Raw genomic sequence first — 21,709 nt, 5'->3', positions numbered from 1 at the left:
GACCATAAACTCACTACAGTTAGATCGGCAGGGATCGTGACGCGGATCTCGCCGTTCGGGGCGACCGGACAGAATGGGCGCGTGCCTCCGTCCCTGCGCTCGATCCCCGTCGCCAACGCGTTCGTCGGCGTCCGCCGCTCCCTCGGTGCGCGGCCCCGCGACACCTACGTCTCGCCGCAGTTCCGCGACGGCGAGTTCCACAACAGCCGCCCGATGCGCGTCGTCGAGCCCGGCAGCCGCGGCTCGATGGCGCGCGAGTTCGCGACCAAGGGCGCGGTCGGCAAGCCGTCGGGCCCGGTGCCGCTGGTGACCCCGTCGTGGCCGGCCGAGGCGTCCGACTGCGCGGCCACCTGGCTGGGCCACTCCACGGTGCTGCTCGAGGTCGGCGGCAGGCGGATCCTCACGGACCCCGTCTGGAGCGACCGGGTCTCGCCCTCGGCCACGGTCGGCCCGCGGCGCAGCCACCCCGTCCCGGTCGCGCTCGAGGACCTGCCGCCGATCGACGCGGTGCTGATCTCGCACGACCACTACGACCACCTCGACACCGCCACCGTCGACGTGCTGACCCGCACCCAGACCATGCCGTACGTCGTCCCGCTCGGCGTCGGCGCGCACCTGCGTCGCTGGGGCGTGCCCCGCGACCGCGTGGTCGAGCTCGACTGGGGGCAGTCGGTCGACCTGGACGGCCTGGTGCTCACCTGCACCGAGGCGCGGCACTTCTCCGGGCGCCTGTTCGCGCAAAACCCGACCCTGTGGTCGGCGTGGTCGGTCGCCAGCAACGGGCGACGGGCCTTCTTCGGGGGCGACAGCGGCTGGACCGAGGCGTTCGCCGAGGTCGGTCGCCGGGAGGGGCCCTTCGACCTGACGGTGCTGCCGGTCGGGGCCTACGACACCCGCTGGCCGGACGTCCACATGGACCCCGAGGAGGCGGTGCGGACCCACCTCGAGCTGCGCGGCGACGTGCTCGTCCCGATCCACTGGGGCACCTTCGACCTGGCCTTCCACCCGTGGGCGGAGCCCGCGGACCGGACCCGCGCTGCGGCCGAGGAGCACGGCGTACGCCTCGCGCAGCCGCGCCCGGGCGAGCGCTTCGAGGCGTCCGGCGAGCTGCCGACCGGGGCGTGGTGGACCGGCCTCTGACCCCCGGGTGACATCTAGGTGGGTCAGGGGGTGTGGCGTACTCTCGGCGGCTTTGGGTAACGAACCGGGGTGACCAACGAGAGGGGCACCATGCCACCCGAGTCCATCGCCGGCCGCTACCGCGTCGAGCGCGAGGTCGGCCGCGGCGGGATGGGGAGCGTGTGGCTGTGCCACGACGAGCTCCTCGGCCGCACGGTCGCGGCCAAGCAGGTGGGCCTGATGCCGGGGGAGACCACCCCCGACCTGGCCCGCGCGATGCGCGAGGCACGCTCGTCGGCCCCGCTCAACCACCGCAACGTGGTCTCGGTCTACGACGCGATCGAGGAGGGCGACCACATCTGGCTGGTGATGGAGTACGTCCCCGGACGCACCCTCGCCGAGATCATCGCCTCCGGTCCGCTCGAGCCCGGCCGCGCCGCCGGGATCGGCGCCCAGGTCGCCGACGGGCTGGCCGCCGCGCACGCGCGGGGCACGGTCCACCGCGACGTGAAGCCCGGCAACATCCTGGTCACCGACGACGACGTCGCGAAGATCTCCGACTTCGGCATCTCCCGCACGACCGGTGACGCCGCGCTCACCCAGTCCGGGCTGGTGTCCGGCACCCCGGCGTACTTCTCGCCGCAGGTGGCGCGCGGGCTCGAGCCCACGCCCGCCGACGACGTCTGGGCCCTCGGTGCGACGTTGTACGCCGCGGTCGAGGGGCGCCCGCCGTTCCCGGAGAAGAGCAACAACCTCGCGACCCTGAGCACGATCATCTCCGACGAGCCGCGTCCCGCCCGCGATGCCGGCGTGCTGGACGGGCCGCTGCAGCGGATGCTGGACCGCGATCCCGACGCCCGCTGGTCGATGACGGAGGTCGCCCGCGCGCTCCACCGGATCCACCGCGACCACGACGACCGCGGCACCCGCGAGTCCGTGCCGGTCGCGGCCGCGACCACCCGCCTGCCCGTCGACCCGACGCCCACGCCGCAGGAGGCGTACGCCGCGCCGGTGGCCGCGCCGGTGGCGTCCGGGAGCGACGACAGCCGCGGTGGCAGGCGCGGGCTCTTCGCGGCCCTGGCGGCGCTGCTCCTGGTGGCGGTGCTCGGCGGCGGCTACCTGCTGCTCAGCGGCGGGGACGACAGTACGGACGGCACGACCGCCGGCGCCTCGACGTCGCCGGGCAAGGACCCGTCGAGGAAGGCCTCGAAGAAGCCGTCGCCCTCGCCGTCGGAGGAGTCCAGCAGCAGCGCTCCCACCGAGGAGGCGACACCCACGCCGTCACCGACCCCCGAGCAGCCGCCGGCGGCGTCGTCGCCGGCCGACTTCGTCGAGGGCTACTACGCGGTCCTGCCCGCGGACACCGAGTCCGGCTGGGCGATGCTCTCGCCGTCGTACCAGAGCCAGACGTCCTACGGCAGCTACTCCGGCTTCTGGAGCACCATCGACGCGGTGTCGGTCGAGACGGCCCCGGCCGGCGCCGACGCGGTCGACGCGACGATCACCTACACGAAGGACGGCAAGCCCCAGACCGAGACCCGGAGGATCACGGTCGAGCGCAGCGGCGACAGCTACCTGATCACCGGGGACTGAGCCCCCGGCGACCGGCGGCCGCGGTCAGACGCGGGTCTTGTTCTTGCCGGCGACGCTCTCGGCGACACCGATGAGCAGCACGGCGGCGACCACGGCGAGCACGAAGCCGAGGACGTTGAGCTCCCAGATGCTGCCGGTGCCCAGCAGGTGCGCGATGAAGCCGCCGATCAGCGAGCCGACGAGGCCGAGGCCGAGCGTCGCGAGGAGGCCGAGGTTCTGCTTCCCGGGCTTGATGAGTCGAGCGAGTGCCCCGATGACGAGGCCGGCCACGAGAAAACCAATCATGTCCCGAATCTAGCCGGGGCGTGGTTGGCGGCGGTCAGTCCTGCTGCGCTCAGTCCTGCTGCGTCGCGACCCAGCGGGCCAGGGTGGTGCGCAGCTCGTTCGGGCTGACCGGCTTGGAGACGTAGTCGTCCATGCCCGCCGCCAGGCAGCGCTCGCGGTCGCCCTCGATGACGCCGGCGGTCATCGCGATGATGGGGGTCCGGGGGCCCTCGCCCTCGTGCCGCCGGATCTCCCCGGTGGCCTGGTAGCCGTCCATGCCCGGCATCTGGCAGTCCATCAGCACCGCGTCGAAGCGGCCGCGCTGCACCGCGGCCACCGCGGCGAAGCCGTCGTCGGCGATCTCGACGGTGTAGCCGAGGTGGGCCAGGATCCCCTCGGCCACGAGCTGGTTGGTCTCGCTGTCCTCGACGACCAGCACGTGGCCCCGGGTGTCGACCGGTCGACGCTCGCGCGGGGTCGGGGCCGACGGCTCGGGGCGGGCCTCGAGCGCGTCCAGCAGGGCGTCGTGCAGATGGGCCAGGCGCACCGGCTTGGTCAGTCGGGCCCGGATGCCGACCTCCTCGGCCTCGGCGGCCGTGAGGTCGGGGCCGGACGTCAGCAGCAGCATCCCCGGGGACCCGAGCGGCGCGGCCGTGACCAGGCGGGCCAGCTCCGCGCCGTCCATGCCCGGCATGCACATGTCGAGCACGACGAGGTCGAACGGCTGCCCCGTCGCCGCGGCCTCGGTCAGCGCCTCGAGCGCCGCGTCGCCCCCGGGCACGTCCGCGGGGCGCATGCCCCACGCCCCGAGCTGCTCGGTCAGGATCAGCCGGTTGGTGCGGTTGTCGTCGACGATCAGCACCCGCCGCCCGGTCAGCTCGCCGGTGTGCCGCGGCGGGGTGACCGTCGCGTCGTGGGCGAGCTCGAGCGGCAGCGTGAGCCAGAACGTCGAGCCCTCGCCGAGCGTGCTGTCGACCCCGATCTCGCCGCCCATCGCCGCGACCAGCTGCGAGGAGATCGCGAGCCCCAGCCCGGTGCCGCCGAAGCGGCGCGTGGTGGACGAGTCGGCCTGCGAGAACGGCTCGAAGAGCCGGGCGCGGTGCTCCTCGTCGATGCCCATCCCGGTGTCGGTCACCTCGAAGCGGACCACGACGCCGCCCTCGGTCCGGTCCTCGAGCTGCGCCCGCAGGACGACCTCGCCGCTCTCGGTGAACTTCACGGCGTTCGAGACCAGGTTGAGCAGCACCTGACGGATCCGGGACGGGTCGCCGCGCAGGTCGAGGGGGAGCTCGGGGGAGCAGTACGCCAGCAGCTCGAGGCCCTTGTTCTGGGCCGGGTCGGCCACCATCTCGGCGGCCTCCTCGACGACCTGCACGAGGCTGAAGTCGATGCTCTCGAGGGCCAGCTTGCCGGCCTCGACCTTCGAGAAGTCCAGGATGTCGTTGATGATCGTCAGCAGCGCCTCGCCGGCGCCGCGCACGCCCTGGGCGTACTGCCGCTGCCGGGCGTCCAGCGGCGTCTCGAGCAGCAGTCCGGTCAGCCCGATGACGCCGTTCATCGGGGTCCGGATCTCGTGGCTCATCGTGGCGAGGAAGGCCGACTTGGCGCGGGATCCCTCCAGGGCGGCGTCGCGGCCGGCCCGGGCGTCGGCCCGCGCCCGGGCCTCGGACTGCAGCAGCCGGGCCGTGCGGACGAAGGCCAGCAGCACCAGGGCGAGCATGCCGACGAAGGTCGCGACCGGGTTCGCGTCGCCGGAGCGTGCCCACGTCACGAGCGCCAGTGCGGGCGGCACCAGGAGCGGCACGATCGCGATTCCCAGCTTGCCCAGGCCGGAGCCGCTGAGCTCGTGCTCGTCGACCGCGTCGCTGGCCGTCGCGGCCGGGACGGGCAGCGGGGTGCCGCGGCGGGCGTAGCGCCACGCCGCCGAGGCCATCAGGCAGGCGCCGATCATCCAGCCGATGTCGAGCAGCGCCGAGACCCGCGACGAGATCTCGAGCAGCAGGTAGCCCAGGTCCGAGACCAGCCAGCAGGCGACGCCGGCGCCGAAGGCCAGCCCGAGGGCGGCCCGCGAGCGTGCGCCGACCAGGCAGCGCAGGACCAGGGCGAGCAGCACGGCGTCGGCGACGGGGTAGGTCGCCCAGACGAGGCGCACGGTCGGCGAGAGGGTGTCGTCGGCGACGATCGCCTCGATCGAGAGCGTCCAGAAGACGAGCACGCTGACGGTCACCACGGTGAGCGCGTCGATGACGGCGTCCACGTCGAGGCGTCCCCGGGGGCTGGTCCGGCTGAGCAGGACGCAGAGCGCGCCGCCAAGCCCGACGTAGCTGAGGAGGTACGGCACGTCCGCGGGCGAGACGTCGGGCTCGCGGCCGGACCACTGGTAGGCCAGCCAGATCACGTCGCCGAGGGCCGACGACGCCAGGCCCAGGGTGATGAGGAGCGCCACCAGGCGCACCTCGGCCGGGGCCCGGCGGACGCCGAGCCAGGCGACGACGGGGGCGCCGACGATCAGGGCGAGGTACGTCGTGTCCCCGACCGGGCCGAACGGGGACACGAAGTGCACGACGATGCACACAGCCGCGAACGCCACGAGGGCGAGCGCGGGTGCGCCCGCGCTCGCGTGTGGTCGCCACGGCTGCGACGTCATGCTGCCTCCTCGTCCCCCGAGGTCGCCCCTCTGCACGGCGGATGAGGACAGTGTGACCTAGTGCCGGGCGTGCTGTCCCGGACGCCGCGACTCAGCGGGTCGGTGCCGCGTCCCGCTCCCCGTGCACGTGGGCAGGCACCGTCGCCAGGGCGACGACCGCGAGCACGGCCGCCACGGCGAACGCGTAGAAGCCCCAGGGGTAGGCGATGCCCGCGGTCACGAGCGCCCCGCCGAGGAACGGACCGACGATCGCGCCCACCCGGCCGATGCCGGCGGCGGCGCCGAGCGCCGTCCCGCGGATCTCGGGCGGGTAGAGGTGGCCGACGAAGGCGTAGACGAGCACCTGCGCGCTGAAGACGAAGACCCCGGCGAGCAGCACGGCGGCGTACACCAGCACGGAGCTGTCCAGCTTGATGCTCAGCAGCGCGAGGAACAGCGCCGCGAGGCCGAACCAGAGCAGCACGGTGGGCTTGTTGCCGCGCGCGTCGGAGATCGTGCCCGCGACCAGCAGGCCGATGACCGCGCCGATGTTGAGCACGAGCAGCAGCCCGGTGCCGGCCTGGATGGAGTAGCCGGCCTCGCCCATGATCTTCGGGAGCCAGGTGTTGAGGCCGTAGACCAGGAGCAGCCCCATGAAGGACGCGACCCACAGGCCGATGCTGACGCGGAGGTAGGCCCCGCGCACCACCTCGCTGCTGCGGACCTGGGCGACCCGGCCCTCCTGCCGGTCGGCGACGGCCCGCAGGTAGGTCTCCGACTCGGGCAGCTTGAACCACAGGAGGGGGAGGGTGAGCAGGCCCGCGACCCCGCCGATGACGAACATCGCGCGCCAGCCGTGGTCCTCGATCACCCAGAGCGCGAGCAGGGCGGTCAGCACGGCGCCCACGTGGTAGCCGGTCATCATCCGGGTGACGGCCGTGCCGCCGCGCCCGGCACGCGCGTGCTCCGACATGAAGGCCAGGGCCGTCGGCAGGCAGGCGCCGAGCCCGAGACCGGCCAGGAAGCGGAGGGTGGTGAAGACGGCGACGTTCGGTGCGAAGGCGACCGCCACGGTCAGGACCGAGAACACCGCGATGCACGCGATCAGGCTGAGCCGCCGGCCGAACCGGTCGGTCAGCGGACCGATCGCCACGGCGCCGATGCCGACGCCGACGAGGCCCACGGTGGAGGCCATCGTCAGCGAGGCGTCGGTGAAGCCGAGGTCGCCGGTCTTGCTGAGCGTCGGGATGACGGCGCCGATGACGACGAGGTCGAAGCCGTCGAGGGCGACGGCGACCCAGCAGAGGACCACCGGCCAGAGGCCGTTGGTGCGGGTGTCGGGGGTGGATCGGGTGGTGACGGACATGCGCTCTCCTAGCCGAGACGAGAAGGCGTCATGGTGGCAGTCGTCACACCCGCCGCCCACCGGACGGTTCCGCTGGACGGAAGAGCCGTCGGCGGCCGCGGCGTACTGGTAGAACGTGCGCCATGGATGCTGACGTCATCGTCGTGGGAGCCGGCCTCGCCGGACTGGCCGCCGCCGCCGAGGTGGCCGACGCGGGCCGCAGCGTGCTGCTGCTCGACCAGGAGCCCGAGCAGTCGCTCGGCGGGCAGGCCTTCTGGAGCCTCGGCGGGCTGTTCCTCGTGGACACCCCCGAGCAGCGGCGGATGGGCATCAAGGACTCGCACGAGCTGGCGTTGCAGGACTGGATGGGCAGCGCCCAGTTCGACCGCGAGGAGGACTTCTGGCCGCGGCAGTGGGCCGAGGCGTACGTCGACTTCGCGGCCGGGGAGAAGCGGTCCTGGCTGCACGCGATGGGGCTGCGCGTCTTCCCCGTGGTCGGCTGGGCCGAGCGCGGGGACGGCCGTGCTGAGGGGCACGGCAACTCCGTGCCGCGCTTCCACCTGACCTGGGGGACCGGACCGGGCGTGGTCGCGCCGTTCGAGCGGCGGGTCCGCGAGCACGTCGACGGCGGGCGGATCCGCTTCGGCTTCCGGCACCGCGTCGACGACCTGGTGCTGGAGGGCGGGGCGGTGGTCGGTGTCCGCGGCGCGACGCTCGCGCCGAGCTCGGTCGAGCGGGGCCGGGCCAGCAGCCGCGACGAGACCGGCGAGTTCGACCTCCGCGCCCAGGCCGTGATCGTCACGAGCGGCGGCATCGGCGGCAACCACGACCTCGTCCGCAAGTCCTGGCCGGCCCGTCTCGGCGGGCCGCCGCGGACCATGGTGGCCGGCGTCCCGGCCCACGTGGACGGGCGGATGCTCGGCATCACCGAGGCCGCGGGCGCCCGGGTGATCAACCCGGACCGGATGTGGCACTACGTCGAGGGCCTGCGCAACTGGGACCCGATCTGGGAGAACCACGGGATCCGGATCCTGCCCGGCCCCTCCTCGCTCTGGCTCGACGCGACCGGCCGACGACTGCCCGCGCCGTGCTTCCCCGGCTTCGACACGCTCGGCACGCTGGCGCACCTGCGGACCACGGGCCACGACTACTCGTGGTTCGTGCTGACCCAGAAGATCATCGAGAAGGAGTTCGCGCTCTCGGGCTCCGAGCAGAACCCGGACCTGACCGGCAAGGACATCAAGCTGCTGCTGTCGCGGGTCAAGCCCGGGGCGCCGGGACCGGTCGAGGCGTTCAAGGAGCACGGCGAGGACTTCGTGGTCGCCGACACGCTGGCCGAGCTCGTGGCGGGCATGAACCGGGTCGGCGACGAGGGCGTGAGCGTCGACGAGGAGTCGCTGCGGCGCCTGATCCAGGCGCGCGACCGCGAGCTCGACAACGACTTCAGCAAGGACGCCCAGGTCACCGCCATCCGCGGGGCGCGGAACTACCGCGGCGACAAGCTGATCCGGGTCGCGACCCCGCACAAGCTGCTCGACCCGGCGGCCGGCCCGCTGATCGCCGTACGCCTCAACATCCTGACCCGCAAGACCCTCGGGGGCCTCGAGACCGACCTCTCCGGCCGCTGCCTGACCTCCGCCGGCGAGCCGCTGCCCGGGTTGTACGCCGCCGGCGAGGTCAACGGCTTCGGCGGGGGCGGCATGCACGGCTACAACGCCCTCGAGGGCACCTTCCTCGGTGGCTGCGTGTTCTCCGGGCGGACTGCCGGCCGGGCGGCGGCCGCGGCGGTCTGAGCGGCCGCGGGCGCGGGCTCAGTGCGTGCCGGAGGCCTTCAGCCCCACGACGCCGAGCACGATCAGGGCCAGCGACCCGGCCTTGAGCCAGCCCATCGGCTCGTCGAGGAAGAGGTACCCAGCGGCGGCCACGGCGGCGGTGCCGACGCCGGCCCAGATGGCGTAGGCCACCGAGACCGGCATCGAGCGGACCACGACCGACAGCATCCAGATCGAGACGCCGTACCCCGCGAGCACCGCGGCGCTCCAGAGCGGGTCGGTGAAGCCCTGCGCCCGGGGGAGCAGGGCGGTCGCGGCCACCTCGATCCCGATCGCCGCCGCCAGCAGCACCACTGCGCCGTACATCTCGCTCACTGTCCTCGTCGTCAGGTCGTGCGTGTAGCAGTCGCTACACACGTCAATGTAGCACTCGCTACGCTGACGCCATGAATCGTCGTGACGACCTCCTGGAGCGGGTCACCGACCACGTGCTGGAGCAGGGCCTGATCGGGCTGACCCTCCGTCCGGTCGCCGCGGCGATCGGCACCAGCGACCGGATGCTGATCTACCACTTCGGCAGCCGCGACGCCCTCGTGTCGGCGGTCGTCGACGCCGCCACGCAGCGGGCGATCGACGAGGTCGACGCGCTCCCGGCCGCCGCCGGGGTCCGCGCCGGGGTGAACGCGCTGTGGGCGGCCTACCGCACCGAGCCGCTGCACCGCTGCCTGCACGTCTACTGCCAGGCGGCGGCGACCGGGCTGATCGGCCAGGAGCCCTACCTCAGCGACGCCCGCGCCAGCAACGAGCGCTGGGCGACGGCGCTGGCCGGCTACCTCGGCCGCTGCGGCGCCCCCGCGGACGTGGTCGGCCGGATCGTGACGCTCGTGGACTCCTCGCTCTACGGCTTCCACCTGGACCTGGCCACCGACCGGCCCGAGGAGCTCGCCCGCGGGGTCGACGACCTGGCGCGGGCCGCGGCGGGGCTGGCGGGAGCGTGACAGGCGCCGTCAGCCCGGACCGAGCGCCAGCGCCACGGCCAGCAGCACGGCCACCAGCACGACCGTGACGGTCGCGCCGAGGCCGAGGGTGAACGCCGGCAGCGGCGTGGCGGTGCGTATCGCCCGCTCGACGCGGGCCCAGCGCACGAAGGCGAGCAGCGTGATCAGCCCGCCGGCGAGCACCAGGGCCACCACGACCGTCACCCGCACCCAGCGCGGGTCCGGCACGCCGAGGGAGTAGAGCGCCACGGCGCCGGCGAGGATCGCCAGCGCCGTCCGGACCCAGGCCAGGAAGGTGCGCTCGTTGGCGAGGCTGAAGCGGGGGTCGGGCTCGTGGCCTGCGCCGTAGATCCAGCGCGGCCGTCGTTCGTCCATGCGCCCACTCTGCCGGAGTCCGCGCCCCCTAGGCTCGTTTCATGGCTCACGAGTACGACGACCACATCGCCGTCCGGCCCGCGGGGAGCGGCCGCTACGACGCTGACCTGGCGGGCGGCTGGGTGGTCGGCGGCGGGGTGAACGGTGGGTACCTGCTCGCCGTGATCGGCAACGCGATCCGCGCCGAGCTGCCCGGGAAGCCCGACCCGCTCTCGATCAGCGCCTACTACCTCGCGGCCTCCGTCCCCGGCCCGGCCACGGTCGACGTGAGCGTCCGCCGTGACGGCGGCAGCGTCGCGACCGTCGCGGCCGACCTGCGTCAGGGCGACGAGGCCCGGATCACCGCGCTGGCGTCGTACGGCGACCTGACGCGGCTGGGCGACGACGTGCGCACCACCGCCGAGCAGCCCGACCTGCCCCCGCGCGAGCGCTGCGTGCCCAGCACGATGGCACCGGCGGCCTTCCGCGCGACCGCGCCGCTGCTGGACCGCTTCGACATGCTCTTCCACCCCGACCGGATCGGCTGGGCCGTGGGGGAGCCGGGCGGCACCGGTGAGATCAGCGCGTGGTTCCGCCTGGCCGGCGGTCGCGAGCCCGACCCGATCTCGCTGCTCACCGTCGTTGACGCGCTGCCGCCGGTGACCTTCGAGCTCGGCATGCCGGGCTGGGCGCCGACCCTGGAGCTGACCGCCCACGTGCGGGCCCGGCCCGCTCCCGGCTGGCTCAAGGTGCGCCACGCGACCCGCAACCTCGCGGGCGGGATGTTCGAGGAGGACTGCGAGGTCTGGGACTCCGCCGGCCGCCTCGTGGCGCAGAGCCGGCAGCTGGCGCGCCAGCCCCGCTGAGCTGCGCTACCGGGTCAGCCGGGACCGCTTCATGGCGAAGATCCAGCGTCGGCGCGGGTGCTCGCTGACCGACCAGACCAGGTCGCTCGAGGGCCAGTAGGCGACGTCCTCGGGCCCCATCGGGGTCGCCCAGCGCCGCCGCCGGAAGCGGCCGGGCCGCCCGACGTACACCGATCCGGGCGTCCGGGTCCCGTGCGAGACCGTCAGCACGTAGGTGTCGCCGGCCACCGCCGCGCCCTGCGTCTGCTGCACGCCGCCGCCCTCGAGCAGCAGCGGGACCGAGCGGCCCTCCTCGTCCTCGCTGAGCAGGAGCGTCCCGGGGTCCAGCGGGAAGCGGGCCAGGCGCTGGCTCTGGCCGCGCTGGCCGTACTCACCCACGAGGAGGTCGGGCGGCGTCGCGCTGCGGTCCAGCGACATGAAGGAGTAGCGCAGCCCCTGGTCCGTGCTGCCGGCGTGCGCGCGGTAGGAGAAGCGCACCGGGAGCACGTAGCGGTAGCCGTGCGCCGACACACGGCCGGCCTCGACGCCGAGCGTGGTCCGGTCGGAGCCGGCCGCGTCGTCGTCGACGCGCAGGAGGTCGTCGAGGCGGCAGGTGTGGAAGCCGCGCGCGGTGGCGGCGACGTGCAGGTAGGGGCCGCACCAGACGATCCCGCCCGCGTGCACGCGCAGCGGCTCGAGCGCCACGGTGCCGTCGGCGGCCCGCACCGGCATCACGAGCAGCACGTGGCGGTACCGGCGGGTGGCGAGGTCGAGGAAGCTGATCCGGGCCCCCTGGTGGCCGGCGGCGCCGGCGCCCTGGGCGTACCACGACACCGCCAGCACCCGTCGGTCGCCGATCTCCCCGGTGTCCGAGGCGTCGGCGGAGGTCGAGATGCCCTGCGGCCACCACTGCGTGGTCCGTCGGTCCTCCGCGTCCCAGGTGAGCGAGCGCGTCACGGCCAGGCCGGGGGCCAGCCCGCGACGACCGCGCCGGTCCAGGTCGCCCAGCACGCCGTCGAGTCCGACCCGGCCGCCCAGCAGGGCGGCCAGCTCGTCGATCTCGGCGGCGTTCTCGTCGGTGCGGGTGAGGTGGATCCCGCTGTCGTCGACCATGCCGTCACGCTAGCCGCGGGCCGGCGCCCGCTACCGTCGGGCCCATGATCCCCGTCGTCGGCGTCGCGGTCCTGCGCGACGGTCGCGTGCTCGCCGCCCGTCGTACGGCGCCGCCGGAGACGGCCGGCCGCTGGGAGCTGCCCGGCGGCAAGGTCGAGGCCGGCGAGACCCCGGCCGCCGCTGCGGTCCGGGAGGTGGCTGAGGAGCTGGCCTGCACGGTCGAGGTGACCGGGTGGCTCGCCGGCGAGGCCGCCATCGGCAGCACCCACGTGCTCACGGTGGCGAGCGCGATGCTCGTCGCGGGGGAGCCGCAGCCCCGCGAGCACGACCGGGTCCGCTGGCTGGCGCACGACGAGCTCGACGACGTCGACTGGCTCGAGCCGGACCGGCCGTTCCTGGCCGAGCTCCGCGAGAGACTGGCCTGATGCGCGGCATCTTCTTCGACGAGGACGACGCCCGGCGAGCCGTGGCCCGCCTGGTGCGCGACGGCTACGACGCGCGTCTGGTGCGCGAGCGGCTGGCCGGCGAGGACGACGACGAGGGACACCCCTGGGCGGTCCTGACCGACGCGCCGGTGCTGGTCCTCGAGCTCCTCGTGGAGGAGTACGACGGGTGGCTGGACGACGGCGTCCCCGACCCGGGCCCGGCCGCCGCGCCGGCGCCGCTGCCGCTGCCGGACGCCCCGCGGCGGATCAAACGGCCGCAGTGAGGTGTTGGGCCTCTCGACGGGCTCGACCAGCGAGCTCCCCGCGTCTCCCTAGGATTGCCCCATGACCGCCGACCACCGCCTCCTGCTCGTCCACGCGCACCCCGACGACGAGTCCATCGGCCAGGGCGCCACGATGGCGAAGTACGTCGCCGAGGGCCGCGGCGTCACCCTGGTCACCTGCACCGCCGGTGAGATGGGCGAGATCCTGGTGCCCGAGCTCGAGCACCTCGCCGCCGACCGCGAGGACGGCCTCGGCCTGCACCGCAAGGGCGAGCTCGCCGCCGCGATGAAGGAGCTCGGGGTCACCGACCACCGCTGGCTCGGCGGCTTCGGCACCTACCGCGACTCGGGCATGAAGTGGCACGAGGACGGCCACGCGGTCGCCGCGGACGACATCCACGCGAACGCGTTCTGGCACGCCGACCTCACCGAGGCGGCCGACCACCTGGTCGCGGTGATCCGCGAGGTCCGACCCCAGGTGCTGGTCACCTACGACCCGTTCGGCGGCTACGGCCACCCGGACCACATCCAGGCGCACCGGGTCGCGATGTACGCCGCCCAGCTGGCTGCCGTGCCGTCGTACCGCCACGACCTCGGCGAGCACTGGGACATCGCCAAGATCTACTGGGGCGCCATGTCGGAGTCGCGGATGCGCGCCGGGCTGCGGCTGATCCGCGACTCCGGGGACACCACGACCTTCGAGGGCATGGACCCCGACGGCCCGCTGCCGCCGTTCGTGACCAGCGACGAGAACCTCGCCGCCGCCGTCGACGCGCAGGACGTCGTCGACCGCAAGATGGCCGCGCTGGCCGCGCACGCCACCCAGATCACGACCGACGGCCCGTTCTTCGCGCTGTCCAACAACGTCGGCAGCACCGCCTGGGGCATCGAGTACTACCGCATCGTCAAGGGCGAGCTCGGGCCGCTCGGCGAGGACGGGCTCGAGACGGACCTCTTCGCCGGCCTCTGATGCGCTTCCTGCTGGCGCCCCTGCTGCTGCTCGGGGGCGCGGGGACCGGGCTGGCGACGACCGCGCTGCACCACTGGTGGTGGGGCCTGGCCCTCGGCGCGGCGGCGACCATGACGGCCCTCGTCGCGCTGCCGCCGGGCTGGTGGGGACGGCTGGCCTTCGCGCTCGGCTGGTTCCTCCTCGTGGCCCGGCTGGTGCTGCCGCGCCCGGAGGGCGGCTTCGTCGTGGGGGCCGACACCCCCGGCTACGCGCTGATGGCCCTGGGACTCGTCGTGCTCGTGACCGGCGTGGCCACGCTGCCGCGGCCGACGCGCCCGGTCCGGCGCGCGCGGTCCTGAGCCGCTGGTGCGCCGGTCCGGCCGGGGCCCGCACCTAGGATGAGGCGCATGACGCGCAAGACGGGCCGCGACCAGCCGACCCCGCCGCAGGGGCGCGAGAAGGAGGGCGGCTGGGTCGTCCTCGGCCTGCTGCTGGGGCTCGCGCTGCTCCTCGGGGGCGGGTACGCCGCGGCGTACGTCCTGTCCGGCGACAAGGTCCCTCGGGGTGCCTCGGTCGCCGGGGTCGCGATCGGCGGCCGGACCCCCGAGGCCGCCGCCCAGGTGCTGGCCGAGGGGCTCGCGGAGCGCTCGAGTCGCCCGATCGACGTCACGGTGGGCGGCACCTCGGTGTCCGTCACGCCGGCCCAGGCGGGGCTCGCGGTGGACTACGCGGCCTCGGTCGCCGCCGCCGGCGGCGAGCAGAGCTGGGACCCCCAGCGGCTCTGGGACTACTACACCGGCGGCGACGACCTGGACCCCGTCCTCACCGTCGACGAGGACCGCCTCGACGCGGCCGTGCAGTCGCTCGCCGCCGGCATCGGGCGGCCGGCCACCGATGCCTCCCTGCGGTTCGAGGGCGCCCGGATCGTGACGACCAAGGCCCGCACGGGCCGCGCGCTGGACCTCGACGCCGCCCGGACGGCCTTGCAGGCGGCGTACCTCTCCGACGAGCCACGCGTCGACCTCCCACTCAGCGCCCAGGCCCCGGACGTCGACGACGCCGACCTCCAGGAGGCCCTCGACGACTTCGCCAATCCCGCCCTGTCCGCGCCGGTGACGCTGGTCTTCGGCGACTCCCGGGTCCGGCTCCAGCCGCGCGACTACGCCGACGCCCTCGGCATGGAGGCGCAGGACGGCGAGCTGGTCCCCGTCCTCGACGAGAAGGCGCTCGAGAAGCTCGTCGACGGCGCGGTGAGCGACAACGGTGCCCCGGTGGACGCCTCGGTGGCGCTGGTCGACGGCAAGCCCCGCGTCGTGCCCGCGAAGCCGGGCGTCGCCTACGACCCCGCCGACGTCAGCGACGCGTTCCTGACCCTGGTGACGCGCCCGGACGGCAAGCGCGAGATGACCGTCAAGGCGAGCGTCGCCGAGCCCGACTTCACGACCAAGGACGCCCGCGCGCTCAAGGTGCGCGAGCGCGTCTCGACGTTCACGACGTACTACCCGTACGCCGAGTACCGCAACACCAACATCGGCCGCGCCGCCGAGCTCGTCGACGGCACCCTGCTGAAGCCCGGCGAGACCTTCTCCCTCAACGACACCGTGGGGGAGCGGACCCGCGAGAACGGCTTCACCGAGGGCTTCATCATCAGCGACGGGATCTTCAAGGAAGACCTCGGCGGCGGCGTCTCGCAGATGGCGACGACGACGTTCAACGCGATGTTCTTCGCGGGGCTCGAGGATGTCGAGCACAAGCCGCACTCGTTCTACATCGACCGCTACCCGGTCGGCCGCGAGGCGACCGTCGCGTGGGGCGCCGTCGACCTCCGCTTCCGCAACGACACGCCGTACGGCGTCCTCGTGCACGCCCAGGTCACCCCGAGCACTCCCTCCTCGCAGGGCGTCGTCACCGTGAGCATGTACTCCACGAAGGTCTGGGACATCACCACCTCGACGTCGGACCGCTACGACCTGACCGAGCCGGCGACCCGGGTGCTGCGGACGCCGGACTGCTACCCCAACACCGGCTACGGCGGGTTCGACGTCGACGTGACGCGCTACTTCCGCAAGGCCGGCGAGAGCGCGCTGGACCACGACGAGGTCTTCCACACCACCTACACGCCCTCGGACACCGTGATCTGCAAGCCGCCGAGGGGCTGAGCCGCACGTCGGCGTCGGCGTCGTCGGCGTAGGCCCTGGCGTAGCCCGTCCGCCGGGTGCCTCGTTGGGCCCGTATGCGCACGCTACGCACCTGGACCGTCGCCCTCGCCCTGACCCTGCTGGTCGTGCTCGCACCGGTGCGGGCGCAGGCCGACCCGGTCCCGGTGCCGCTGCCGACGTCGCCCTTCGGCGACCCGCCGGGCGCGAACGACTGGTCCTGCCGCCCGAGCGCCGAGCGGCCCGAGCCGGTGGTCCTGGTGCACGGCACCTTCGGGGACCGCAAGAACCTGCTCGAGGACCTCTCGACGGCGCTCGTCGGCGACGGGTACTGCGTGTTCTCCCTCGACTACGGCAACCGCGCGACCGACCGGATCCAGCGCTCCGCACGTGAGCTGAAGGCCTTCACCCGACGCGTGCTCGAGGCGACCGGCGCCGAGCGGGTCTCGATGGTGGGGCACTCGCAGGGCGGGCTGATGCCGCGCTACTTCATCAGGTTCCTCGGCGGGGCCCGCGTGGTCGACGACCTGGTCGGGATCGCGCCGAGCAACCACGGCACGGGTGGTGACGGCGGCGGCAGCGGGTCCGCGGTGTCACCGACGGGTTCGTTCTGCGACGCCTGCGCGCAGCAGGAGGCGGGCTCGGCGTTCCTGCGCCGGCTCAACGAGGGCGACGAGACGCCCGGCCGCGTGAGCTACACCCAGATCGTCACCGAGCACGACGAGGTCGTGACGCCGTACACCTCCGGCTTCCTGGCGCCCGGTCGCCGCACCACGAACCTCACCCTGCAGGACGCGTGCCCGGACGACTGGTCCGAGCACGTGCGGATCCCGCAGAGCCGCGCGGTGATCGCGTGGACGCTGGACGCACTCAGCCGACGGGGGCCGGCCGACCCGACGCTCCGGCCGGCGTGCTGACCTCGGCACGGACCGTGACCCGGTGCCGCACGGCGGCGCCGAAGAAGTAGCCGTCGTCGTTGTCCGCGGCGACCTCGGGCTGGGTGCGGCCCAGGCTGTCGGTCGCGCGCGTGACGAGCACCTGCTCACCGCTCGCGACGGGCGTCCACGGGTGCTCCCACTCGACCCAGCTCGACGGCTCGTTGGAGCCGGTGAGGCTGGCCTCCTCCCAGGTCCGCCCGCCGTCGGTGCTGACCTCGACCATGCGGATCGTGGCCTCGCCGGACCAGGCGCGGCCGCGCAGGACGGCCATCCGGCCGACCTCGGGGTCGCCGGTCACGTCGACGATGCTCTTGGGCGGCATCCGGTCGAGGACGGCGGCGTCGCCGCTCCAGCCCTCGCCGTGCATGCGGTACCACCGCGTGTTCCACGGGGAGTCGACGACCGAGGTCGTCACCTGCAGCTCGCCCAGCCACTTGATGCTGGCGATCCCGACCCACCCCGGCACGACGAGGCGCACGGGGAAGCCGTGGTCGAGGGGCAGCGGCTCGCCGTTCATCTCCCAGGCCACGAGCGTGTCGTCGAGGGCCTTCCCGATCGGCAGCGGACGCCGCACGTGACCGTGGTCGATGCCGTCGTCGACGTACCGCGCGTCGAGGCCGACCGGCATCACCTGGACGGCGTCGCCGGTGAGGCCGGCGTGGCGGAGCACGGTGCGCAGCGGGACGCCGGTCCAGCGCGCGACGCCGATGGCGCCCATCTGCCACTGGGTGCCCGGGCGCTCGGTGCCCTGCTGGCTGCCGAAGAGGCTGCGGCCGTTGCCGGTGCACTCGAGGGCGCGCTCGTAGGTGTGGCTGGTGAACGACTTCAGGTCGTCGAGGGAGTACGACGTCTCACCGACCACTCCGTCGCCGCTGACCACGAGCCGCCAGGTCTCGGGGTCGACGTGCGGCGGCTCGGTGTGGTTGCGGACGAAGAAGTGGTCGGTGGGCGTCAGGTGCGGGACGTCGGCGTTCCAGCGGGTCTCGACGTCGGTGCCGTGCTGGATGAACCAGTCCCCACCGTCGACAGGTCGGTCGTGGCGGTCGCGAAGCATGCTGTAACCATACTAAGAAACACGCCTTAGTCGAATGGCCGCGCCGCGTCGCGCCGGGGCCGGGTCAGGGCGTCAGGCGGTGCAGGTCGCGCGGGAAGAGGGTGACCTCGCGCACGTTGGTCGCCTCCACCAGGCGCGCCGTCCAGCGCTCGAGCCCGATGGCGAAGCCGCCGTGCGGCGGCATCCCGTGCTCGAACGACTGGAGGTAGGCGGCGTACGTCGCCGGGTCCTCGCCGCGGGCGCGGATCGCCTCGTCGTACGCCGACGGGCGGTGCAGCCGCTGACCGCCGGTGACCAGCTCCAGCCCGCGGAAGAGCAGGTCGAAGCTGTTGCTCCAGCGCGGGTCGTCCGGCTGCGGGTGCGTGTAGAACGGCCGCTTCGCCATCGGGTAGCCCTCGACGGCGAGGAAGTCGCTGCCGTGCTCCTCCAGCGCCCAGGCGCCGAGCGCGCGCTCGTGCTCGGGCGCCAGGTCGGGCTCGTCCTCTGGCGCGCCGACCAGGGCCAGGGCGTCGCGGAAGTGCAGGACCGGGATCTCCTCGGGCACCACCGGCACCCGCGCGCCGGTCAGGGCGACCGCGCCGCCGGCGTACTCGTGGATCGCGGTGACCATGCCCGCGACCACGTCGCGCAGCACCCGGAGCACGTCGCGGTGGTCCTCGACGAAGCCGAGCTCGGCGTCGAGGGAGACGTACTCCGCCAGGTGCCGGACCGTGTCGTGCGGCTCGGCGCGGAAGACCGGACCGACCTCGTAGACGCGCTCGAAGACGCCGACCATCTGCTGCTTGTAGAACTGCGGGCTCTGGGCGAGGTACGCCGGCCGGCCGAAGTAGTCGACCTCGAAGACGTTCGCCCCGGACTCGGTGGCGGACGCGACGAACTTCGGCGTCTGGATCTCGGTGAAGCCGGCCGCGTCGAGCGTCGCCCGGAAGCCGCGCAGCGAGGCCGCCGCGAGCTCCCACTTCGCCCGCTGCGCCGGGTGCCGCCAGGTCACGGGGGCGTGGTCGAGCAGGGTCGGCAGGGAGGCGTTGAGGCTCGGCCGCCAGAGCTCGACCGGCGGCGTGGCGGCGGGCTCGGTGAGGGCGGTGATCACGGGGTCCGTGATCTCGACGCCACCGGGTGCCTGCGGGTTCGCGGTCGCGGTCCCGACCACCTCGACGGTGGTCTCCTCCGGCGGCACCGCGGGCCGTCCGTCGGGGCCGTCCTTCACCACGACCTGGGCGAGTCCCGTGCGGTCGCGGACGACGAGGAACGTCAGCGCCGCGAGCTCGCGGCGCCGGTGCACCCAGCCCTGCAGCCGGACGGGTGAGCCGGGCGTGGCCCGGGTGAGGTCCGCGGCGAGGGTGCGGGGCGCGACGGCTGACGGGCGTGGTGGAACCATGGTGACCTCCAGGAGTGATGTGGCCCTGGAGGTGTGGGCGGGGGCAAGGTCGCGGTGCCACCACACCTTCGCCGGGAACCCTGTCGGTGCTGCTGGCAGGGCGCCGGCCTCTCGTCGGTGACGCCGGACGCGCGGGGGCCGCTGTCATGAGGGGTGTCAGGCCTCGCGCCGCCGGGGACATCGTAGGCAACCGTCCGGCGTCGGCGACAGCGGGTTTCGGGAGGATTCTCCGGGTTTGGTCAGAAACCGCAGGTTTTCGCGGCCGTCGGATTGCGGTTTGGTCACCAACCGCGGATCCGAATTCACGTTTGGTCACCAACCGCAGAAAATCTCCGCGAAACCTGCGGTTTCTGACCAAACCTGTTGCCGATCTCGCGATTGGTCACGAACCGCACGCCGAAGGGCCTCCGAGATTGCGGTTTGGTCACCAACCGCGAATCCCGTTTCACGATCGGTCACGAACCGCACCCCGACGCAGGGGCACGCGCACGACCCCGAGAGCCCGCCGCCGCCGTACGCTGACGCCGTGCTCGTCCACTTCCGCCTGACCGTGCCCGAGGACCTGACCCGGACGGTCGAGACGCTCCTCGTCGACCGCGAGTGGACGACGAACGTGACCGTCCAGCGGGGGGCGTGCCTGGACCCGGCCGGGGACCTCGTCGAGTGCGACGTGGCGCGGGAGAAGGCCGGGGTGCTGCTCGGCGAGCTGAACGGGACCGGCCTCGACGAGCGGGGCGGCATCGTGGTCACGACGCCGATCAGCACGCCGTTCGCGCGGGCCGACCACCTCGAGGCGGTCGCGCCGGGTCATCCGGAGGACGCGGTGATCTGGGAGGCGGTCGAGGCCAAGGCGGAGGACGGCGGTACGCCGACGGTCAGCTTCCACGTGTTCCTCGTCCTGGCGGTCGTGCTGGCCGCGATCGCGGTCGTCACCGACTCGGCGATCCTCGTGGTGGGCGCGATGGTCGTCGGCCCGGAGTTCAGCGCGGTCGCCGCCGTCTCGGCCGGGATCGTGCTCGGCCGGTGGCGGCTGGTCGGGCGCAGCCTGCGGCTGCTCGTGCTCAGCTTTGCCTTCGCGGTCGCGGTGGTCGCCGTGCTGGCGCTCCTGGCCCGCGCCGGGGGCCTGGTCGACGCGACCATGATCACGAAGGCGCGACCCAACACCGGCTTCATCTGGCACCCGGACGTCTGGTCCTTCGTGGTCGCGATCGTGGCCGGCGCGGCGGGCGTGCTGGCGATGGCGATCGAGAAGACCGCGACGATGGTGGGCGTCTTCATCAGCGTGACGACGGTGCCGGCCGCCGGCAACCTGGCGCTCGGGCTCGCGCTCTGGCAGCAGCACGAGATCGTCGGCTCGCTGGAGCAGCTGGGCCTCAACGTCGCCGGCATGGTCGTCTCGGGCGCGGTCGTCCTGGCCCTGGTCCGGGTGCTCTGGCCGACGCTGACGGTCCGCTCGGAGCGGCTGCCCGGCTGGCGCGGACCGCACCCGGGCACCACCGGCCAGCGAGGCCAGCGGCGTCAGACGGGCTCGGACGCCGGCGCGAGGTAGCGGTAGGCGTGGTGCGTGGCGAACCCCAGCCGCTCGTACAACGCCCGGGCGCCGACGTTGTCGCCCAGCACCTGGAGGTACGCCGTGGTCGCGCCCTGCTCGGCGCCCCACTCGAGCAGCGCCGCCATGATCGCCAGCCCGTGCCCCCGACGCCGGTGCTCGGGGGACACCTCGATGCTGCGGAAGCCCACCCAGTCGTCGGCGTACGCCGCCACGCCGCTCGCCCGGTCGTCGAGCCGGGCCACGGCGAGGCCGCCCTCCTCGCGGACCTCGACCGAGCCCCCGGCGGAGCCCGACGAGCCCGGCGAGCCCGACCCGCCCGCGCGCAGCCCGCGCCGCACCTGGGCGACCCCGGCGAGCTGGAAGAGCGTGTCGGCGTCGTGGCTCTCCAGCACCCACCCGTGCCCGCGGAAGAGCGCGTCCTCGGCCGACTCCGGCAGCACGGCCGCGATCGGCCGCCCGGTCCGGGAGGCGTAGAACGCCACGACCCGCTCGTAGTCGCCCTCGACCCCGGAGGGCTCGAACGCGAGGACGGAGTTCGCCCGCCGGGCCGACGCCGTGGGGGAGCGGCGCAGCAGCCAGTCGCCGACCGGCTCGGTCTCGAGGTCGGGCCAGAGCGCCAGTGCCCGTGTCTGGGCCGCGAGCGGCGAGACGCGGTGCCGCACCGGCGGGCGCGGCGGCACCGGCTTGCCGGACACGACGTCGGCCAGCGCGATGGTGACCGGCTCGCCGGACTCGGGCTGCACGACGCAGCGGCCGTCGCCCCACGCCGTGCACACGCCGAGCAGGTCCGTCATCGCCGGGCCGCCCGAGGGGCCGGTCTCGCCGGGCAGGACCCGCCGCACGACGACCCGCTGACCGACGACGTGGGGGCCCAGACCATGGGCTTCCGGGGAGGGGGGCACGTCGGGATACTAGGCTGTGCCGCGACCGCCCTCACTTGCTCT

At 73.8% G+C, this 21,709-nt stretch carries 21 protein-coding genes; 12 read left to right on the top strand and 9 right to left on the bottom strand.

Translation table 11 applies throughout. The features are described from left to right. The first annotated feature begins 81 nt into the window (after positions 1 to 81). Both H5V45_RS06315 and H5V45_RS06310 read left to right on the top strand, forming a co-directional pair. Positions 82 to 1,140: an MBL fold metallo-hydrolase gene (locus tag H5V45_RS06315; RefSeq protein ID WP_221633925.1), complete on the top strand. Its 1,059-nt coding sequence runs from the start codon at positions 82 to 84 to the stop codon at positions 1,138 to 1,140. Between the two features lie 90 nt (positions 1,141 to 1,230). Next, positions 1,231 to 2,712 carry a serine/threonine-protein kinase gene (locus tag H5V45_RS06310; RefSeq protein ID WP_185252150.1) on the top strand — a complete coding sequence of 494 codons (1,482 nt, stop codon included), beginning with the start codon at positions 1,231 to 1,233 and terminating at the stop codon, positions 2,710 to 2,712. Positions 2,713 to 2,736: 24 nt separating this feature from the next. Here H5V45_RS06310 and H5V45_RS06305 read toward each other — a convergent pair whose 3' ends face one another. From H5V45_RS06305 to H5V45_RS06295, 3 genes are all read right to left on the bottom strand, one after another. Beyond that, on the bottom strand, positions 2,737 to 2,997 hold the full coding sequence (locus H5V45_RS06305; protein ID WP_185252149.1) for a hypothetical protein: 261 nt from the start codon (positions 2,995 to 2,997) through the stop codon (positions 2,737 to 2,739). A gap of 49 nt (positions 2,998 to 3,046) precedes the next feature. Then, positions 3,047 to 5,623 carry a response regulator gene (locus tag H5V45_RS06300; RefSeq protein WP_185252148.1) on the bottom strand — a complete coding sequence of 859 codons (2,577 nt, stop codon included), beginning with the start codon at positions 5,621 to 5,623 and terminating at the stop codon, positions 3,047 to 3,049. A 91-nt stretch (positions 5,624 to 5,714) separates the two neighbouring features. Further along, positions 5,715 to 6,968, bottom strand: a complete 1,254-nt coding sequence (locus tag H5V45_RS06295) for an MFS transporter (protein WP_185252147.1) — start codon at positions 6,966 to 6,968, stop codon at positions 5,715 to 5,717. Positions 6,969 to 7,090: 122 nt separating this feature from the next. On the opposite strand from H5V45_RS06295, the gene H5V45_RS06290 reads away from it, so the two are divergent. After that, the gene (locus H5V45_RS06290) at positions 7,091 to 8,740 is read left to right on the top strand and encodes an FAD-binding dehydrogenase (RefSeq protein WP_185252146.1); all 1,650 of its coding nucleotides are present in this window, start codon (positions 7,091 to 7,093) and stop codon (positions 8,738 to 8,740) included. Positions 8,741 to 8,758: 18 nt separating this feature from the next. On the opposite strand, the gene H5V45_RS06285 is transcribed toward H5V45_RS06290, so the two are convergent. After that, on the bottom strand, positions 8,759 to 9,085 hold the full coding sequence (locus H5V45_RS06285) for a DMT family transporter (protein WP_185252145.1): 327 nt from the start codon (positions 9,083 to 9,085) through the stop codon (positions 8,759 to 8,761). A gap of 80 nt (positions 9,086 to 9,165) precedes the next feature. On the opposite strand from H5V45_RS06285, the gene H5V45_RS06280 reads away from it, so the two are divergent. Further along, positions 9,166 to 9,717 carry a TetR/AcrR family transcriptional regulator gene (locus H5V45_RS06280; protein WP_185252144.1) on the top strand — a complete coding sequence of 184 codons (552 nt, stop codon included), beginning with the start codon at positions 9,166 to 9,168 and terminating at the stop codon, positions 9,715 to 9,717. A gap of 9 nt (positions 9,718 to 9,726) precedes the next feature. On the opposite strand, the gene H5V45_RS06275 is transcribed toward H5V45_RS06280, so the two are convergent. Beyond that, positions 9,727 to 10,092, bottom strand: a complete 366-nt coding sequence (locus H5V45_RS06275) for a YidH family protein (protein WP_185252143.1) — start codon at positions 10,090 to 10,092, stop codon at positions 9,727 to 9,729. A 41-nt stretch (positions 10,093 to 10,133) separates the two neighbouring features. On the opposite strand from H5V45_RS06275, the gene H5V45_RS06270 reads away from it, so the two are divergent. Next, positions 10,134 to 10,937 (top strand): thioesterase family protein, encoded by an 804-nt coding sequence (locus H5V45_RS06270; RefSeq protein WP_185252142.1) that lies wholly within the window; start codon positions 10,134 to 10,136, stop codon positions 10,935 to 10,937. A gap of 6 nt (positions 10,938 to 10,943) precedes the next feature. Here H5V45_RS06270 and H5V45_RS06265 read toward each other — a convergent pair whose 3' ends face one another. Beyond that, positions 10,944 to 12,029, bottom strand: coding sequence for a hypothetical protein (locus H5V45_RS06265; RefSeq protein ID WP_185252141.1), 1,086 nt, complete (start codon positions 12,027 to 12,029; stop codon positions 10,944 to 10,946). A 44-nt stretch (positions 12,030 to 12,073) separates the two neighbouring features. On the opposite strand from H5V45_RS06265, the gene H5V45_RS21775 reads away from it, so the two are divergent. The 6 genes from H5V45_RS21775 to H5V45_RS06235 all read left to right on the top strand — a co-directional run bounded on the left by H5V45_RS21775 (position 12,074) and on the right by H5V45_RS06235 (position 16,760). Beyond that, a complete protein-coding gene (locus tag H5V45_RS21775) occupies positions 12,074 to 12,454 on the top strand; it encodes an NUDIX domain-containing protein (protein ID WP_185252140.1) in 381 nt (126 codons plus the stop codon). After that, positions 12,454 to 12,738 (top strand): hypothetical protein, encoded by a 285-nt coding sequence (locus H5V45_RS21770; RefSeq protein ID WP_185252139.1) that lies wholly within the window; start codon positions 12,454 to 12,456, stop codon positions 12,736 to 12,738. The genes H5V45_RS21775 and H5V45_RS21770 overlap by 1 nt, the downstream gene beginning before the upstream one ends. 61 nt (positions 12,739 to 12,799) lie before the next feature. Next, positions 12,800 to 13,708: an N-acetyl-1-D-myo-inositol-2-amino-2-deoxy-alpha-D-glucopyranoside deacetylase gene (gene mshB, locus H5V45_RS06250; protein ID WP_185252138.1), complete on the top strand. Its 909-nt coding sequence runs from the start codon at positions 12,800 to 12,802 to the stop codon at positions 13,706 to 13,708. Next, positions 13,708 to 14,046 carry a hypothetical protein gene (locus tag H5V45_RS06245; protein WP_185252137.1) on the top strand — a complete coding sequence of 113 codons (339 nt, stop codon included), beginning with the start codon at positions 13,708 to 13,710 and terminating at the stop codon, positions 14,044 to 14,046. The genes mshB and H5V45_RS06245 overlap by 1 nt, the downstream gene beginning before the upstream one ends. Before the next feature lie 48 nt (positions 14,047 to 14,094). Beyond that, positions 14,095 to 15,846, top strand: a complete 1,752-nt coding sequence (locus tag H5V45_RS06240) for a VanW family protein (protein WP_185252136.1) — start codon at positions 14,095 to 14,097, stop codon at positions 15,844 to 15,846. A 74-nt stretch (positions 15,847 to 15,920) separates the two neighbouring features. Beyond that, positions 15,921 to 16,760, top strand: coding sequence for an esterase/lipase family protein (locus tag H5V45_RS06235; RefSeq protein ID WP_185252135.1), 840 nt, complete (start codon positions 15,921 to 15,923; stop codon positions 16,758 to 16,760). Here H5V45_RS06235 and H5V45_RS06230 read toward each other — a convergent pair. Further along, positions 16,714 to 17,835, bottom strand: a complete 1,122-nt coding sequence (locus H5V45_RS06230) for a sulfite oxidase (RefSeq protein ID WP_185252134.1) — start codon at positions 17,833 to 17,835, stop codon at positions 16,714 to 16,716. The genes H5V45_RS06235 and H5V45_RS06230 overlap by 47 nt on opposite strands. Positions 17,836 to 17,899: 64 nt before the next feature. Continuing rightward, positions 17,900 to 19,213 (bottom strand): aspartate--tRNA(Asn) ligase, encoded by a 1,314-nt coding sequence (gene aspS / locus H5V45_RS06225; RefSeq protein WP_185252133.1) that lies wholly within the window; start codon positions 19,211 to 19,213, stop codon positions 17,900 to 17,902. A gap of 526 nt (positions 19,214 to 19,739) precedes the next feature. Here aspS and H5V45_RS06220 point away from each other — a divergent pair. Beyond that, complete coding sequence (locus tag H5V45_RS06220; protein WP_185252132.1) at positions 19,740 to 20,762, top strand: DUF389 domain-containing protein; 1,023 nt, start codon at positions 19,740 to 19,742, stop codon at positions 20,760 to 20,762. Here H5V45_RS06220 and H5V45_RS06215 read toward each other — a convergent pair. Further along, positions 20,732 to 21,667: a GNAT family N-acetyltransferase gene (locus H5V45_RS06215; RefSeq protein WP_185252131.1), complete on the bottom strand. Its 936-nt coding sequence runs from the start codon at positions 21,665 to 21,667 to the stop codon at positions 20,732 to 20,734. The genes H5V45_RS06220 and H5V45_RS06215 overlap by 31 nt on opposite strands. Between the last annotated feature and the right edge of the window lie 42 nt (positions 21,668 to 21,709).

This window comes from Nocardioides luti, from assembly GCF_014212315.1.
GTDB classification, from domain to species: domain Bacteria; phylum Actinomycetota; class Actinomycetes; order Propionibacteriales; family Nocardioidaceae; genus Nocardioides; species Nocardioides luti.
Note: the sequence above shows the minus strand (reverse complement) of the source record. Positions and strands in the feature narration are given on the sequence as shown.